General features: G+C 60.9%; 14 protein-coding genes. 9 read left to right on the top strand and 5 right to left on the bottom strand.

Features of this window, described 5'->3' with window-relative positions; all coding sequences use genetic code 11:
• Nucleotides 1–114 precede the first annotated feature (114 nt).
• Complete coding sequence (locus ACR0DJ_RS00435; protein WP_480683551.1) at nt 115–915, top strand: protein-disulfide reductase DsbD domain-containing protein; 801 nt, start codon at nt 115–117, stop codon at nt 913–915.
• 4 nt (nt 916–919) lie between these two features.
• Nucleotides 920–1,369: an NUDIX hydrolase gene (locus tag ACR0DJ_RS00430; RefSeq protein ID WP_480683550.1), complete on the top strand. Its 450-nt coding sequence runs from the start codon at nt 920–922 to the stop codon at nt 1,367–1,369.
• On the opposite strand, the gene ACR0DJ_RS00425 is transcribed toward ACR0DJ_RS00430, so the two are convergent.
• From ACR0DJ_RS00425 to ACR0DJ_RS00405, 5 genes are all read right to left on the bottom strand, one after another.
• Nucleotides 1,336–4,737 carry an efflux RND transporter permease subunit gene (locus ACR0DJ_RS00425; protein ID WP_480683549.1) on the bottom strand — a complete coding sequence of 1,134 codons (3,402 nt, stop codon included), beginning with the start codon at nt 4,735–4,737 and terminating at the stop codon, nt 1,336–1,338. The genes ACR0DJ_RS00430 and ACR0DJ_RS00425 overlap by 34 nt on opposite strands.
• Before the next feature lie 5 nt (nt 4,738–4,742).
• Nucleotides 4,743–6,191, bottom strand: a complete 1,449-nt coding sequence (locus ACR0DJ_RS00420; RefSeq protein ID WP_480683548.1) for an efflux RND transporter periplasmic adaptor subunit — start codon at nt 6,189–6,191, stop codon at nt 4,743–4,745.
• Nucleotides 6,192–6,297: 106 nt separating this feature from the next.
• Entirely contained in the window at nt 6,298–6,840 is a 543-nt protein-coding gene (gene moaB, locus ACR0DJ_RS00415; protein ID WP_480683547.1) for a molybdenum cofactor biosynthesis protein B, read from the bottom strand.
• Between the two features lie 196 nt (nt 6,841–7,036).
• Nucleotides 7,037–7,636, bottom strand: a complete 600-nt coding sequence (locus ACR0DJ_RS00410; protein WP_170346302.1) for a metallophosphoesterase family protein — start codon at nt 7,634–7,636, stop codon at nt 7,037–7,039.
• Nucleotides 7,633–8,400 (bottom strand): uracil-DNA glycosylase, encoded by a 768-nt coding sequence (locus ACR0DJ_RS00405; protein WP_480683546.1) that lies wholly within the window; start codon nt 8,398–8,400, stop codon nt 7,633–7,635. The genes ACR0DJ_RS00410 and ACR0DJ_RS00405 overlap by 4 nt, the downstream gene beginning before the upstream one ends.
• Nucleotides 8,401–8,483: 83 nt before the next feature.
• On the opposite strand from ACR0DJ_RS00405, the gene ACR0DJ_RS00400 reads away from it, so the two are divergent.
• Genes ACR0DJ_RS00400 through ACR0DJ_RS00370 form a run of 7 tightly spaced genes read left to right on the top strand, consistent with a single transcriptional unit; the run spans nt 8,484 to nt 13,127 of the window.
• Nucleotides 8,484–9,098, top strand: a complete 615-nt coding sequence (locus ACR0DJ_RS00400; protein WP_480683545.1) for a scavenger receptor class F, member 2 — start codon at nt 8,484–8,486, stop codon at nt 9,096–9,098.
• A 59-nt stretch (nt 9,099–9,157) separates the two neighbouring features.
• Entirely contained in the window at nt 9,158–10,093 is a 936-nt protein-coding gene (locus tag ACR0DJ_RS00395; RefSeq protein WP_050604003.1) for an aspartate carbamoyltransferase catalytic subunit, read from the top strand.
• Nucleotides 10,090–10,608, top strand: a complete 519-nt coding sequence (locus ACR0DJ_RS00390) for a hypothetical protein (protein WP_425078982.1) — start codon at nt 10,090–10,092, stop codon at nt 10,606–10,608. The genes ACR0DJ_RS00395 and ACR0DJ_RS00390 overlap by 4 nt, the downstream gene beginning before the upstream one ends.
• The gene (locus ACR0DJ_RS00385; protein ID WP_425078983.1) at nt 10,593–10,979 is read left to right on the top strand and encodes a hypothetical protein; all 387 of its coding nucleotides are present in this window, start codon (nt 10,593–10,595) and stop codon (nt 10,977–10,979) included. Before ACR0DJ_RS00390 ends, ACR0DJ_RS00385 begins: the two co-directional genes overlap by 16 nt.
• Nucleotides 10,976–12,256 (top strand): dihydroorotase, encoded by a 1,281-nt coding sequence (gene pyrC, locus ACR0DJ_RS00380; protein ID WP_425078984.1) that lies wholly within the window; start codon nt 10,976–10,978, stop codon nt 12,254–12,256. Before ACR0DJ_RS00385 ends, pyrC begins: the two co-directional genes overlap by 4 nt.
• Nucleotides 12,256–12,861, top strand: coding sequence for a glycerol-3-phosphate 1-O-acyltransferase PlsY (gene plsY, locus ACR0DJ_RS00375; RefSeq protein ID WP_170346295.1), 606 nt, complete (start codon nt 12,256–12,258; stop codon nt 12,859–12,861). The genes pyrC and plsY overlap by 1 nt, the downstream gene beginning before the upstream one ends.
• Nucleotides 12,858–13,127 (top strand): hypothetical protein, encoded by a 270-nt coding sequence (locus ACR0DJ_RS00370; protein WP_480683544.1) that lies wholly within the window; start codon nt 12,858–12,860, stop codon nt 13,125–13,127. The genes plsY and ACR0DJ_RS00370 overlap by 4 nt, the downstream gene beginning before the upstream one ends.
• Nucleotides 13,128–13,272 lie beyond the last annotated feature (145 nt).

Here is a 13,272-nt window from a genome sequence, read left to right as displayed (position 1 = left end):
CGCACCATAGTTTGCAAGAGTCGAACCCGTATTTCGACGGATTTCATCGCGGTGACCGGATCGTGACTTGGAATCCGCGCCAACGAAGCGCATTTATGGGGTATGAAGATGTCGATGAAACCCACCGCTGTCGCCGCACTCGCGTGTCTGAGCCTGTCCGTTCCAGTTGCCGCGCAAGGCCTGGATGACGTGGTTCAGTTGGATGTTCTGGATGGCGGGCGGACGGCCAACGGCACCTACATGTCCGCTTTGAAGCTGACGCTCAAGGATGGCTGGAAGACCTACTGGCGCGCGCCAGGAGATTCCGGCATCCCGCCCGAGTTCGACTGGAAGCGATCCAGCAATATCGGCCAGGTGGAAATCATCTGGCCCGCGCCCGAAATCTTCGATCAGGATGGCCTGCAATCGATTGGCTATGAAAACCAGCTGGTCCTGCCCATCAAGGTCACTCCGCGCAACCCGGCAAAACCGGTCCACCTGAAAGGCAGGATGGATCTGGGGGTCTGCAAAGACGTTTGCATCCCGGAACGCCTGGATTTCGACCACACGCTCGACGCGGACGCTGATCGCAACCCGGCGATTGCCGCAGCGATGGCGCAAAGGCCCTATTCCGCGCGCGAGGCCCGTGTCACCAAGACCACCTGCAATCTGACGCCCACGAAAGACGGAATGCGGATCGAGGCGCGGATGACGATGCCGTCAGCGGGTGGCCGTGAAGTCGCCGTTATCGAACCCGGCAATCCTTCGCTTTGGGCCTCGCAACCTGTGTCTCGAAGGCAGGGGGATACTCTGGTGGCCGAAGCAGAGATCATACACGCATCAGGTGCACCTTTTGCACTGGACCGGTCCGAGATCCGGATCACTGTTCTGGGTTCCGATCACGCCGTCGATATTCTGGGCTGTAGCGCGGGCTGACTGCATGAGCCAATCCCCCAAGATCGGTGCGTTGGCGGTTGTTCTGCATCAGAGCAAGGTTCTTCTGGTTCAGCGCAGCAAACAGCCGGACAAAGGGCTGTGGGGGTTCCCCGGCGGCCACGTGGAGTGGGGTGAAACCGTTTTGCAGGCGGCGCAGCGCGAGTTGCAGGAAGAAACCTCGGTGATTGCGGAACCGTCTCATTACCTGAGAAACCTGGATCTGCTGCGTCACGACAAGGCGGGGCGGGTTCTGTCCCATTACCTGTTGGTCGGCGTTGCCTGCCGCTATCGGTCCGGCACACCACAGGCTGGTGACGACGCGCTGGGTGCCCGCTGGTTTGCCATCGAGCAGATACGCCGGGGAGACCTGCCGATGAGCGCGCGGGTCATCGACCTTTTGGAACACGCGATCCGCGCGGATCAGGCATCGGCCGATCTTGTCAGCCGCCCATAAAGCAAACCTGACAGCACCACGCTCAGGACCACGATCAGAATTGCCCCGGCCAGGAATGCACCCAACCCCATTCGCAGCACCGCAATGCCATCTCCACCCGCATAGAGGCCTTGCAGCACACCAAGCGGCGCGCCGGTAACCGCGGGCCATATCATCGTCAGGCCGAACCAGACAGCCAATGCGGCCCCGGTTGCCGCCAGCGCCCCCCGAACCACCCGGTCGGGTGCCCGCGCAGCGCGGCGCATGGCTGTCATCGGACGCGCCACGTCATTGAGGATCGCCAGCAGGGCAGGCACAAGGATCAGAACCAGCAGCATCCCGAACCCAAGACCGTAAACCAGCGTGATCACGGTCGGCTTGAGGAATTGTGCCTGTTGCGAGCCTTCGTAAAGCAACGGCGCAAGTCCAAGAACCGTGGTCAAAGTGGTCAGCATCACCGGCCGCAACCTGTCTGCGGTACCTTCGACAATGGACGGAACCAGACCTCGGTCTTTTTGATAGGCATCTATCGTCGTCACCAGAACGATCGAGTCGTTGATGATGATCCCCGTCATGCCCAGCAATCCGACCACCGTGAACATGCTGAGCGGCACTTCCCAGATGTAGTGGCCCCAGATCGCACCAACGAGGCCGAAAGGGATGATTGCCATGACAACCACTGGCCGTGTCCAGCTGGCGAACACCCAGGCCAGTACAAGGTAGATACCTGTCAGGCAAAGGATCAAACCGGTGCGGGCTTCGGCAAGGAATTCATTTTCCTGTTCACTCAGACCCGACATGCGCCACTCAACTTGCCGCTCGGCTGCGATATCGGGCAGAATTTCTTCCTGCATCGCCCGTTCGATTTCGGTGGCGCGTGCCGGATCATCTTCCGAGATGTCGCCGTAGACCGAAACAACCCTCAGGCCGTTTTCGCGCCGAACCGTCGAGAAACCGGATTTACGCTCGACCGATACGATGTCGGCCAGCGGTACGTAAACCCCGTCAGGAGACCGCATCAGCGTACGCTCGAGGAAATCTGCCGTCAGTTCGCCCTCAGGCAGTTCCACACGGATCTCGGCACTGCGTGGCCCGTCCGGGAATGTCGCCGCTTCGATGCCGTTCAGGCGATTGCGCAGGGCGCGACCCAGCGTTTCAATCCGGAATCCCAGCGCCTCTCCCTGCGCGGTCAGGTCCAGGATGAACTCTTCCTTGTCATAAGCCAGGTTGTCTTCCAGCGCCGAGACTTCGGGGAATTTCGACAGCTCGGCCTGCAAGTCTTCGGACGCGGCCTTGAGAACGCTCACATCAGAGCCGAAAAACTGCACATCGATGGCATCGCCGCCAGGGCCGGACCGCCAACCGCGGAAGCTTACCACTTCGAGCTTGGGATGGCGCGGCGCGAATTCCTGCAACTCTCCGACAAATTCGAAACTCGAATAAGGGCGCAGATCGGCATCGATAAGCTCGATCGAGATACCGCCCAACAAACTGCCATCCTTACCATCCGCAGCAGCCAACTGTCGGCCTGCGTTGCCGCCAACCTCGGCCAGGACATAGTCGATCGGATTGCGGCCGTGACGCTCTTCGTAGATCTGGCCCAGATCATTGACCGCCTGTTGCAGAAGGCGCATCATTTCCAGCGTATCTGATCGCGTCGAGCCTTCGCGCATGATAAAGCCGCCGGTCACGGAACTTCGCTCTGGTGCATTGAAAAAACGCCAGTTCACGTCGCCGCGAATGAACAGCGCGACCTGGCTGGCCAGTACCGCGATCATCAGCGCCACGACCACGTAACGCGCCCATATCACCCAGGCGATCAACGGGCGGAACAGGTGGTCCCGAACCCAACGGAAACCACGATTGACGACCCGGTTGGGCAGGTCATACCAGTGTTCCTTGGCCGAATGTGCGATGGCGTGTGCCATGTGGTTGGGAAGGATCAGGAAGCATTCGACCAGCGAAGCGATCAGTACAGCAATCACTGTAAAAGGAATGTCGCGGATCAGTTCGCCGAACCGCCCACCCACCAGAGTCAGACCGAAGAACGCGATTACCGTCGTGACGGTCGCAGCCAGAACCGGCATGGCCATTCGCCGCGCCGCACGTTCCGCAGCCACGACAGGCGGCTCACCCAAACGCCGGGCGCGGAAATCCGCGTGTTCCCCCACCACGATGGCGTCATCTACCACGATGCCCAGCGTGATGATCAGACCGAACAGCGACACCATGTTCAGCGACAATCCCCCCAGATACATCAACGCAATTGCCGCTGACATCGCCACCGGGATACCTGCCGCAACCCAGAAGGCGATGCGCGCGTTGAGGAACAAGAACAGAAGGCAGACGACAAGTCCAAGACCCATCAACCCGTTGTTGACCAGGATGTTCAATCGGTCGGTTATGGCCTGGGCGCGGGTGCGGATAAGCTCAATCTTCACACCTTCGGGCAAGCTGGCCTGCATTTCGCGGGCAACGTCTTCGACCGTGTGCTGGATGTCTATCGCATCGCCCAGATTTGACCGGTCGACCCGGATGGACATGGCCGGATCGTCGTCGACGAAATAACTGCGATGCCGTGTGACACCTTCGACCCGAATCCTGGCGATATCACCGACTTTCAGCTTCGACCCGTTGGCAAAGGTCCGCAGCGCGATGTCTTCGATCTGTTCCGGGGTCCGCTTTTCGGTTCCGGCCCGGATACGCGCACCTGCGCCCTCAACCTCACCAGCGGGATCGGTGCTGACCTCGCCCGCAATCGCCGATGCGATCTCTTCCATGGTGATGTCATTGGCGATCAATTGCGCCGTGGTGATCTCGACAATGATCTGGGGCGCGGCAATGCCCCTGATTTCGGTACGCGTGACGCCCGCCGAGAACAAACGGTTGATGAACTCATCCGTCAGCTTCGCCAGTTGATTGGTGTCGGTGGGGCCACTGATAACGACATCCGTTACCCGATCCCGCCAAGCGCCGCGTCGAATTTCAGGTTCTTCGGACCCTTCCGGCAGATCCGTCACACCGTCTATCGCGGACCGGACATCTTCGACCGCGCGGGACATGTCCCAGTTCGGCTCGAACTCCAGTCTGACGCGGGTCCAACTTGGGTGTGAACTGGCCTCGGTACTGGTTACCCCTTCAACGGCCAGCAGCGCAGGTTCCAACAACTGCACGATACCGGCATCCATGTCCTCGGGGCCTGCACCTTCCCACGAGACGGTCACATCGATGCGTTCCAGAATGACATCCGGAAAGAACTGCGCCCGCATGTTCGGAATGGCAGCCGCGCCCAGAACCAGCATCACCAGCAGCAGCAAATTGGCCACCGTCCGGTGCCGTGTGAAGTAACTGAGAAGGCCACCCGCTGCGCCAGGTATCTCGCGCATCATGACGCTCAGCCCCCGGCCTTGGTTTCAATGCGCCGCACCAGAGATGAAGGCACGCGCGCTTCCCGCAACTGACCGAGAACCTGAGTTTTTTCATCCTGAGGCATGGTTTCGTTGGCCTCGACCCGGGCCACGAGCTCGGCGCGTTTCGCATCTGACAGCTCGACCATGCCCGGGTCTGCCCCGGCCTCAAGCCGCAAGGGCCGCACCCGCACGCCAGGCCCAAGCAACGGCGTGCGACCGATGACGACCTCGCGCCCTTCCAACCCGTCGCCCCGCAGCAAAACCTCGTCACCCTGTCTGCGGACAAGCTGCACCGGCAAGCTTTCCAGACGGTCATCCGCACCCAGCACCAGAACCGTTCCTGATGCGTCCAATGCCGAAGACGGCAAGCGGAACACGTTGGCAAGCGGTTGTTCCTGAACCGAGACGGTGACGAAATCTTCTGGCTTGAACCCGGATGCTTCTTGCAGACGCGCATAGATCAAACGTCCGGTCCGGCCCTCGCCCGCTGACCCGCTGTCACGGCTGATATAGCCTGTCGCGGTCAGATCGGTGCCCGTCACCTCAAGCGAAACCGTCACCGGTGCGTTGATCAGCCTGTCATTCTCGTCCAACAGACGCACATATTGTGCCGTTGACACCCGGAATGCCACTTCAAGAGCGTTTGGATCAACAAGTTCAGCCAGTTTTTCATTTGCCGACACCAAGCGCCCTTCCACAAGCGTCACATCGGTCAGGGTGCCGCTGAAACCGGCCCGAATGGTCATATCTTCAAGATCGCGTTCCGCCGCCTCCAGGGCTATCTCCGCCCGCGCCAACAATGTCGTTGCCTGATCGACGCGGGATTCAGCCTGTGCAAGCGCGATACGACGCGCCAGAACGGCCTGTTGGGCTGACGCAGCCGCCAGTTCCGCCTCTTCCACGCTGGCGGCGGCGCCTACCCCTCGGGACTCCAGATCGCGTTGCCGTTGCAGCGCCCGTTCCCGCAGTTCGGCTTGCGCCTCAGCCGATTTCAATTCGTCCTGCGCCAGCAGCAGAGACCGTTCGGCATCACGTTCTTCGAATTGTGCGTCCAAAAGATCGGACTTGGCCCGATCCAGCGCGGATTGGGCATCCGCCGGATCCAGTTCCACCAGAACTTCCCCGGCAGTTACCGTTCCGCCATCCACAAAATCCTCTGCCAGGGCAACAACACGGCCACCCAGTGCCGCACGCAATTCCAGCCTGCGCCGGCTCTGGACCTCTCCGAATGCTTCGAGATAGGGGATAACGGTTTCAGCCTCGGCCTGACGCACTGCAACCGCAAAGACCCGTTCCCGAGCGGCGGGCGCAGGGTCCTCACGCGTCAGGACGTCTTGAACAGCACCCATGATGATCTGCGCAGCAACAAACAGCAAGGCAAGCGTCAGGAACGCCAGAAAGATACCGACAAGACTCTGCCGTAGAAATCGCATCAAACAGTTACCCCGGTTGCACCAAGCTGCCGTCCACAACATGTAGCCGGATCACGAATTATGCCAAGCCACAAAGCGGTTATACGGAATTGAACGTACGACCAGTCTACTTCCGTCGCAGATGTTCGTCCAATCTGGGCATTATTTCCACAAAATTGCAGGGGCGATGCCGGTAATCGAACTGTTTTTCCAAAATCCCATCCCACGCATCCTTGCAGGCCCCCGGGCTGCCGGGCAATGCAAACAGGTATGTTCCCCCCGCAACGCCCCCGGTTGCACGGGACTGCACCGCCGAGGTGCCGATTTTATCCATCGAAATGATGGTGAAGACGGTACCGAATGCGTCGATCTCTTTTTCGTACACGTCCCGATGCGCCTCGACTGTCACGTCCCGCCCGGTCAGACCCGTTCCGCCGGTCGAGATCACGACATCGATCTGCTCATCAGCCACCCATGCACGCAATTGCTCGGCGATCTGGTCGCGCTCGTCCCGGATGATCTGGCGATCCGCAACCACATGGCCCGCTTTTTCGATCCGGTCCACCAATGTCTGCCCCGAGCGATCTTCGTCCATCGATCTGGTGTCCGAAACGGTCAGAACGGCAATTCTTACGGGGATGAACTCCATGGTTTCGTCAATGCGTGACATCTTGCGTCAGGCCCTTTCCATCATGACATGTCGGATTGCGAGGGCGGAACATATACGCCCCGTGATCCAACCAATAATACGCGAGGCGCGCCGGTTGCCGACATGCAGCCCGTTCACGATAAACACTCCGACGGCAATGATCCCGCCCCGGGGTTCACAAACTGCCGAATGGGCGCCAACAAGGGGAAGGTTTCGGTCATGGGCCTACTTCAAACCAATTCGGTTTCGGTCCCAGATTGGCCAGTTGTGTTCGGCCCAAGGACCCTCGATAGCCCCAGCTTTCATGCACATGGCCAAAGAACGCAAACCCCGGCTGAAGGCGTTCCACCGCATCTCGTATGGCAGTTGATCCGACCGAAAGGCCTTGCGAAGTCTGATCCCCATACCCTTTGGGCGGAGAATGAACGATCAGGACATCAGCCGTTTCACACCGGTCGAGCATCTCGGACGCCTCACCTTCTGTCAGATCACAGGACCAGGCTCCGAACGGAGTCGGTGGTACGCCGTAGCCAAGGCCAAACAAGCGCAAGCCGTCTATGGTCATGCCAGACCCATGCAGGACATGAACACCGTCCGGGGCCGCATTGCCCAGCTCTTCTGCACTTTCCGCGTTTCCCGGGATCAGGACCAGCGGGGCCGAAATGCCGGACAGCATCTGCATCGCCTCGTCCAGCCCCTGACGTGAATTGCAATAATCACCGGCGCCGATGACAAGATCAGCCTCGGCGCTGGCGGCAACCAGATCGGCGGCACGGTTGCGCGCCATGTGCAGATCAGAGAATGCCAGAACCTTCATTTTGCACCTCGCAGCCGCGCTTTCAGTTCCAGCAGATCCGCCCAGGCCTGCCGTTTCATCTGCGGTTGTCGCAGCAGATAAGCCGGGTGGAACATCGGAATCACCGGCAGATCCATCGCCTGATCCCATTTGCCGCGCAGGCGGGTGATGCCGCGTTTGCCAAGCACGGCCTGACAGCTGATATTCCCCATCACCACCAGAACCTCTGGCTTGGCCAGTGCCACATGACGTTCCAGGAACGGCTTCATCATCCCGATCTCTTCGGGTTTGGGGTCGCGGTTCTGCGGGGGCCGCCATGGCAGCACGTTGGTGATATAGACGTTCTCGCGACGATCCAGCTCAATTGCCGCCAGCATCCGGTCCAGCAATTGGCCCGCACGGCCGACAAAGGGCTTGCCTTCGCGGTCCTCATCGCGGCCCGGCGCCTCGCCAATGATCATAACCCGTGCGCCGGGGGTCCCATCGGCAAAGACCAACTGCCGCGCACCGCGTTTGAGCTCGCAGTGTTCGAAAGCGTCCACCGCTGCGCGCAGCTGATCCAGCGATCCCGCGCCCTGTGCTGCGGATCCTGCGATTGCTACTGGGTCTACATCCCGTGGCTTCGCCGGGGCGGCGGGGCGCGCTTCCGCTTTCTTGGGTTTGGCCGTGGTGTCGGGCAACGCGTACCGGTCAACCGGCGCATCTCCGATTGCCTCGGTGGCGCCCAGTTCGACCTGCCATTCCAGCAGCGCCCGCGCAGAATAATAGTCCAAACCCGATTCCATAGTGATAACTTACCCGCCTGAGGGCTGAGGGAAAGCGAATAGGGCTTGATCGGTCGCTCTGTCGCGCCGACCATCGGCCTGCGATGCTCAGATTTCTGCGATTCCTCATCATTGGACTAGTGCTGGTTGTCACTGGTGATCCGGCAGTGGCCACGTTTCACGACAAACACGGGCAGTGCCGTGGGGGTCAGTTCAAATGCGGCAGCACATGCTGTTCAGGCGGGCAAAGATGCAGTTTTGATGGCCATTGCATTCCGCTGGGCGGCACCTATTGCGGCGGCGGGCGCAGTTGCGGTCCGTTCGAACGCTGCGTTGCGGGTGGACTCAGATGTGCGCCCGCAGGCCTGAACAAATGCGCCTCGCGGCTGGATTGTCCGGGCGACAGTTTCTGCAATGGCCGTGGTGAGTGTGAACGGAACGCACCCGAACTGGATACGACGCCACCGACCACTTGCGCTGATGGCAGAACCTGCGCGCGCGGTTCGGCCTGCCTGCCCGGCGGGGGATGCTCTCGTCCGGGATGGTTCCTGTGCGAGGAAACCGGATCACAATGCCGTCCCGGTTTCAAATGCTCGGCCCATCAAGGGTGCGTACCGATCAAGGCGATCGACTGCGGCTATGGCAAATGGTGCAAGCCGGGCGAGCAATGCCTGCCCGAGGGCGGCTGCGAAAAACTGCCTGAGGGTACGGAACCTTAGGTTGCCTTGCGCCGCCCGGCTTCCTATAAGCGGCGCGATTGTCAGACAGGAGCCCGCCCATGCGTTTCGCCCATCGTCACCTTCTTGGCATCGAGCATCTGTCGCAATCCGATATCACCGAAATTCTGGATCTGGCCGAGACCTATGTCGCCATGAACCGCCAGTCGACCAAGCATTCGGATGTGCTGTCGGGACTGACCCAGATCAACATGTTCTTTGAAAACTCGACCCGCACACAGGCCAGTTTCGAACTGGCGGGCAAGCGCCTGGGTGCGGATGTGATGAACATGGCGATGCAGGCCAGTTCGATCAAGAAAGGTGAAACTCTGATCGACACGGCGATGACGCTGAATGCGATGCACCCGGATCTTCTGGTGGTGCGGCACCCGCATTCCGGCGCGGTCGATCTGCTGGCGCAGAAGGTCAATTGCGCCGTTCTGAACGCCGGTGACGGCAAACATGAACACCCCACGCAAGCCCTGCTGGACGCCCTGACCATCCGTCGCGCCAAGGGTCGCCTGCACCGGCTGAACATCGCGATCTGCGGGGACGTGGCCCATTCCCGCGTCGCGCGATCGAACCTGATCCTGCTGGGCAAGATGGAAAACCGCATCCGCCTGATTGGCCCGCCGACGCTGGTGCCCAGCCAGTTCGCCGAGTTCGGGGCCGAGATCTACGATGACATGAACGAGGGCCTGAAGGATGTTGACGTCGTCATGATGTTGCGCCTTCAGAAAGAACGGATGGATGGCGGGTTCATCCCCTCGGAACGCGAATACTACCACCGCTACGGGCTGGACGCCGCGAAGCTGGCGCAGGCCAAGCCAGACGCGATCGTGATGCATCCCGGCCCGATGAACCGCGGGGTCGAGATCGACGGCACATTGGCGGACGACATCAACCGGTCCGTCATTCAGGAACAGGTGGAAATGGGTGTCGCCGTCCGAATGGCCGCCATGGACCTGCTGGCCCGCAACCTGCGCGAGGCTGCATGAGCGATCTGACCGTTGCCCCCCACGAACGCGGCGTTTTGCGCCTGTTTACGCTGGACATGCGCCCGGAAGAGGCGAAGTTCCTGCGCGAACCGGGTGCCGCCGATCAGGTGCTTGGGGTCGACGGGCTGGACCCCAGCCACATCGATGTATTCCCGGTCTCCGACCTGGAAGACCTCGGCCTGTACGGCTACCTGACCGAGGGCTGCGGCGTGTCTGCGGATCAGCTGGACCGGAACGCTCTGGCCTCTGTCGACGGTTGGGTCATGGTCCTGCGCAGCGCGGCTTTCAACGGGCGCCCGGCGACGCTGAACCCCGATCCGCGCCTGCACCTGATCGGCCTGTTCACGGAAGAGGCCACGAACTGGACCGGGGGGACCATTGAAACCGAAAGCGCCAAGCCCTTTTCCGCTCCGCAAACCGTCACAGCGGGTGACACCCCCCGCCGCGTCGGATCGGCCATACTGGCACTGGTCGCGCTTTTGGTCTTCGGAGGCATCTTATGGCTGATCCTGTGATCTTCGCCCCGGACAAGGGGGCCTATATCCGCACCAACGCATGGCTGGCTGCTGTGGCCATGGCCGGTGCGATGATCGTGCTGTGGCTGATCGGCAATCCCTACGTCTGGACCGGAGCCCCCGCCGGCCTTGCTGCCATCGGCATACGCGCCTGGTATCTGGCCTCGGAAGAGCTGGTCGCCAATTGGGAAATGTCAGGCACAACACTGACCGGTCCCGGCGGACGCAGCGTGCCGCTGAACCAGATCACCGCCGTGAATATCATGGGCAGCTTCGTCCAGGTTGTCACCAAATCCGGCGACAAGCATCTGATCAAGTACCAGTCAGACCCGGCCGCCACCAAAGCCGCGATTGAAAGGGCCATTCCATGACCACCCTGATCTTCACCAATGCCCGCCTGATCGACCCTGAAACCGGCACGGACAATCCCGGCTGGCTGCACATTGCCGACGGCCTTATTCAGGGCAAGGGCAACAGGGACGCGCCCGTCGCTGACGCTCAGGTCATCGACTGCGGCGGCAAGTGCCTCGCCCCCGGCATCGTGGATATCGGCGTCAAGGTCTGCGAGCCGGGCGAGCGGCACAAGGAAAGCTACAAGTCCGCAGGTCTCGCTGCCGCGGCCGGTGGTGTGACCACCATCGTCACCCGCCCGGATACACTGCCGGCGGTCGATACACCGGAAACGCTGGAATTCGCGACCCGGCGTGCTCAGGCGGATGCACCGGTCAACGTTCTGCCGATGGCCGCGCTGACCAAGGGGCGCAACGGGCGTGAGATGACGGAAATCGGGTTCTTGCAGGACGCAGGCGCCGTGGCCTTCACCGATTGCGATCACGTCATCACCAATACCAAGGTGTTTTCCCGCGCACTGACCTATGCGAAATCCTGCGGCGCGCTGGTGATTGCCCATCCGCAGGACCCGGGCCTGAGCCATGGCGCCGCGGCCACCAGCGGCAAATTCGCCGCCCTGCGCGGATTGCCTGCTGTCTCGCCCATGGCCGAGCGCATGGGGCTGGACCGTGACATTGCGCTGCTCGAAATGACGGGCGCGGCCTATCACGCGGATCAGATCACCACGGCCCGCGCCCTGCCGGCGCTGGAACGGGCCAAGCGCAACGGGCTGGACATCACCGCTGGCACCTCGATCCATCACCTGACGCTGAACGAGCTGGACGTGGCCGACTATCGCACCTTCTTCAAGGTCAAACCTCCGCTGCGGTCCGAGGATGACCGGCAGGCGGTGATCGAGGCGGTGCGAACCGGCCTGATCGACACGATCAGTTCGATGCACACACCGCAGGACGAGGAAAGCAAACGGCTGCCGTTCGAAGAAGCCGCCTCGGGCGCGGTGGCGCTGGAAACGCTGTTGCCTGCGGCATTGCGCCTGTATCATGCCGACCAGTTGGACCTGCCAACCCTGTTCCGGGCGATGGCATTGAACCCGGCCAAACGGCTTGGTCTGGAAAGCGGCCGATTGTCGGAAGGCGCCCCGGCGGATCTGGTTCTGTTCGACCCGGATGTGCCTTTTGTGCTTGATCGCTTTGCCTTAAAATCCAAATCTCAGAACACTCCATTTGACGGCCAGCGGATGCAAGGTAAGGTCATTTCGACCTATGTTGCAGGTAAAGAAGTGTTCCGGAGTTCCTGATGCCCCCGATCGACAACTCGACTAGCGAACTGCTCCAGTGGGCGGTGGTTGGATATCTGATGGGCTCCGTTCCCTTCGGCCTGCTGCTTGCCAAGGTCATGGGGTTGGGGAATCTACGCGAAATCGGATCCGGAAATATCGGCGCAACCAACGTCCTGCGCACCGGCAACAAAGCCGCCGCGGCGCTGACCTTGCTGTTCGACGCGGCCAAGGGCGCGGTGGCGGTTCTGATTGCCCGTGCTTATGCCGGAGAAGACGCCGCACAGATCGCAGCCCTTTTTGCCTTTCTGGGTCATTGCTTTCCCATCTGGCTGGGTTTCAAGGGCGGGAAAGGCGTGGCCACCTTTCTGGGCCTCTGGCTGGCGCTGGACTGGCGCGTCGGAGTTGCGTGCTGTCTCAGCTGGTTGGTGGCGGCGGCGATCTGGCGGATATCTTCGGTCGGCGCGCTGGCCGCGGCCGCGCTTTCAACGACCTGGGTGCTGGTTCTGACAAACGGACAATCCTTTATCCTGGGGATTATCCTGACCCTTCTGATCTATTGGCGTCACAGCACCAACGTCGCACGGATCAAGGCCGGGACTGAACCGAAAATCGGAAAGTCGTGACACCGCCGGACGCTTTCGTTTCCGCGTTTTTCGCGCTGCCCGAAGGCAGTTTTACCGGTTCATCGGGGGATCGGCGCTATGTCGTCGTGCGCCAACAGATGGCAAAGGGGAAATCCCACAAGCTGGTTGCGCACGAATTGGGCGGCACCGACTATATCAGCATGAACCTGTATCAGACACGCCTCAGCGGCGCCCTGCTGAGGCCATGTGAAATGGCGGTCTGCAAAGTCATCGCGTTTGTTCTGGGTTTTGAACCGGACGCGTAATGACAGGTCTGCATATTTGAACAGACGCTCCTCTCTGGCGCACAATCACGATTCATTGTTTTGAACGTGATCCGCCTGCTTCCCAGATCGCTGTCGTGACGGTCAATTACGGGCCACACAGGACAACAATCCGGGGCCCTCGATC

Source organism: Ruegeria sp. BF10, from assembly GCF_056538725.1.
This window is presented reverse-complemented; position numbering and strand designations above follow the sequence as displayed.

Bases quoted from the DNA above. Each gene is read 5' to 3' on its own strand.
- pyrC (WP_425078984.1), top strand. From the start codon at position 10,976: ATGACCACCCTGATCTTCACCAATGCCCGCCTGATCGACCCTGAAACC.
- ACR0DJ_RS00435 (WP_480683551.1), top strand. From the start codon at position 115: ATGAAACCCACCGCTGTCGCCGCACTCGCGTGTCTGAGCCTGTCCGTT.
- ACR0DJ_RS00430 (WP_480683550.1), top strand. From the start codon at position 920: ATGAGCCAATCCCCCAAGATCGGTGCGTTGGCGGTTGTTCTGCATCAG.
- ACR0DJ_RS00390 (WP_425078982.1), top strand. From the start codon at position 10,090: ATGAGCGATCTGACCGTTGCCCCCCACGAACGCGGCGTTTTGCGCCTG.
- ACR0DJ_RS00425 (WP_480683549.1), bottom strand. From the start codon at position 4,737: ATGATGCGCGAGATACCTGGCGCAGCGGGTGGCCTTCTCAGTTACTTC.
- plsY (WP_170346295.1), top strand. From the start codon at position 12,256: ATGCCCCCGATCGACAACTCGACTAGCGAACTGCTCCAGTGGGCGGTG.
- ACR0DJ_RS00420 (WP_480683548.1), bottom strand. From the start codon at position 6,191: ATGCGATTTCTACGGCAGAGTCTTGTCGGTATCTTTCTGGCGTTCCTG.
- moaB (WP_480683547.1), bottom strand. From the start codon at position 6,840: ATGTCACGCATTGACGAAACCATGGAGTTCATCCCCGTAAGAATTGCC.
- ACR0DJ_RS00385 (WP_425078983.1), top strand. From the start codon at position 10,593: ATGGCTGATCCTGTGATCTTCGCCCCGGACAAGGGGGCCTATATCCGC.
- ACR0DJ_RS00395 (WP_050604003.1), top strand. From the start codon at position 9,158: ATGCGTTTCGCCCATCGTCACCTTCTTGGCATCGAGCATCTGTCGCAA.
- ACR0DJ_RS00405 (WP_480683546.1), bottom strand. From the start codon at position 8,400: ATGGAATCGGGTTTGGACTATTATTCTGCGCGGGCGCTGCTGGAATGG.
- ACR0DJ_RS00400 (WP_480683545.1), top strand. From the start codon at position 8,484: ATGCTCAGATTTCTGCGATTCCTCATCATTGGACTAGTGCTGGTTGTC.
- ACR0DJ_RS00410 (WP_170346302.1), bottom strand. From the start codon at position 7,636: ATGAAGGTTCTGGCATTCTCTGATCTGCACATGGCGCGCAACCGTGCC.